This is a genomic window from Nocardia sp. NPDC058666 (genome assembly GCF_042714895.1).
In the GTDB taxonomy this organism is placed as follows: domain Bacteria; phylum Actinomycetota; class Actinomycetes; order Mycobacteriales; family Mycobacteriaceae; genus Nocardia.
In genome coordinates this window covers 1-1,053 of sequence record NZ_JBHXRY010000119.1, presented here as the reverse complement: position 1 = coordinate 1,053, position 1,053 = coordinate 1, and the positions used below count along the sequence as shown (strand labels likewise).

Below are 1,053 nucleotides of genomic sequence, written 5' to 3'. Positions count from 1 at the left end.
CGTCCGGGTGGCTGCCGCGCTCGGCTGGCTCTGCCTCGTGGACGACCCCGTTCCGGACGAGCTGCGCACGGTGCTCGATGCTCTGGTCTCCGCCCCCGACCTGGCCCGTGACCTCGACCGCGTCCGGTGGATCGCCCACGTGGACGACGAACAGGGACTCGCCCGCACCCTCGACCAGCTGCTGAACGAAGCCGCACCGGGACTCATCGACCCCGACCCCTGGGGCTGACCGAGGGGAGAGCTCCCGCCATTGAACGGCAGCTCTCAGGTATCACTTGATGACAGGACCAGCCGCACGTTCCGTGCGCCTGGAGCAGGTCACCGGACGACAGCAGGGGAGAGCTTGGTGCAGGGGCCGTCCGTATCACGGAGTTCGAAGAAGTGCGAGCAGGCATGGCTTCAGGGGGTCGCGCAGCTGAGGCTGGGCAACCGGGGCGCTGCGGCAGATTCCTTCCGCGCTGCCGTTGAGCACAATCCGCACGCCGCCGATGCCTGGTTGGGGCTTCACGCCGCCGGACAGCTCCAGGGCCAGGCGGTCGAGGCCATGCACGCTCAGGCCCAGTCCTTCGGGGAAATGCGCACGATGCTCCAGACCCCGTTGTCCTCCCGGTTCCAGATCGGGACCTACGTCACCTTTCGCCTGGAGACGCCCCGCGACCTGTGGCTCGCGCGGGCGGCGAAACTCCTGGACGACGGGCTGCTCGACCAGGCGTGGGACATGCTCTCCCACGCCGTGCTCGACTGCGACGAGACCCGGTTCGTCTGCGCGCGGTACGCCGTCCTGAAGAAGGACTGGCCACTCCTGCTGACGTTTGCCGAGGGGATCCGGGACTCCTTGCTCCGGGACGAGTCGCAGCTCTGTGTCGCGGCCGGCCTCATCGCTCAGGGCGTCTCCCACGAGGCGCTCAATGTGCTGAACCCGCTCCCGCTGGCGCTCGGCGACAACGCCGGCTTTCTCGGGGAGGTCGCCTATCTGCGCGGCGGCGCATACGAGCAACTCGGCCGGGCCGAGGAGGCGCTGCAGCAGTTCCAGAGGGCGTTCCGGTACAGCCC

Annotated in this window: 2 protein-coding genes; both read left to right on the top strand. The window is 69.0% G+C overall.

The features are described from left to right. A partial coding sequence (locus ACFWVD_RS28940; RefSeq protein ID WP_379248107.1) for a hypothetical protein occupies nt 1-229 on the top strand: 229 nt, incomplete at its 5' end. A gap of 117 nt (nt 230-346) precedes the next feature. Then, on the top strand, nt 347-1,053 hold a 707-nt coding region (locus ACFWVD_RS28935; RefSeq protein WP_379248105.1), incomplete at its 3' end, for a hypothetical protein.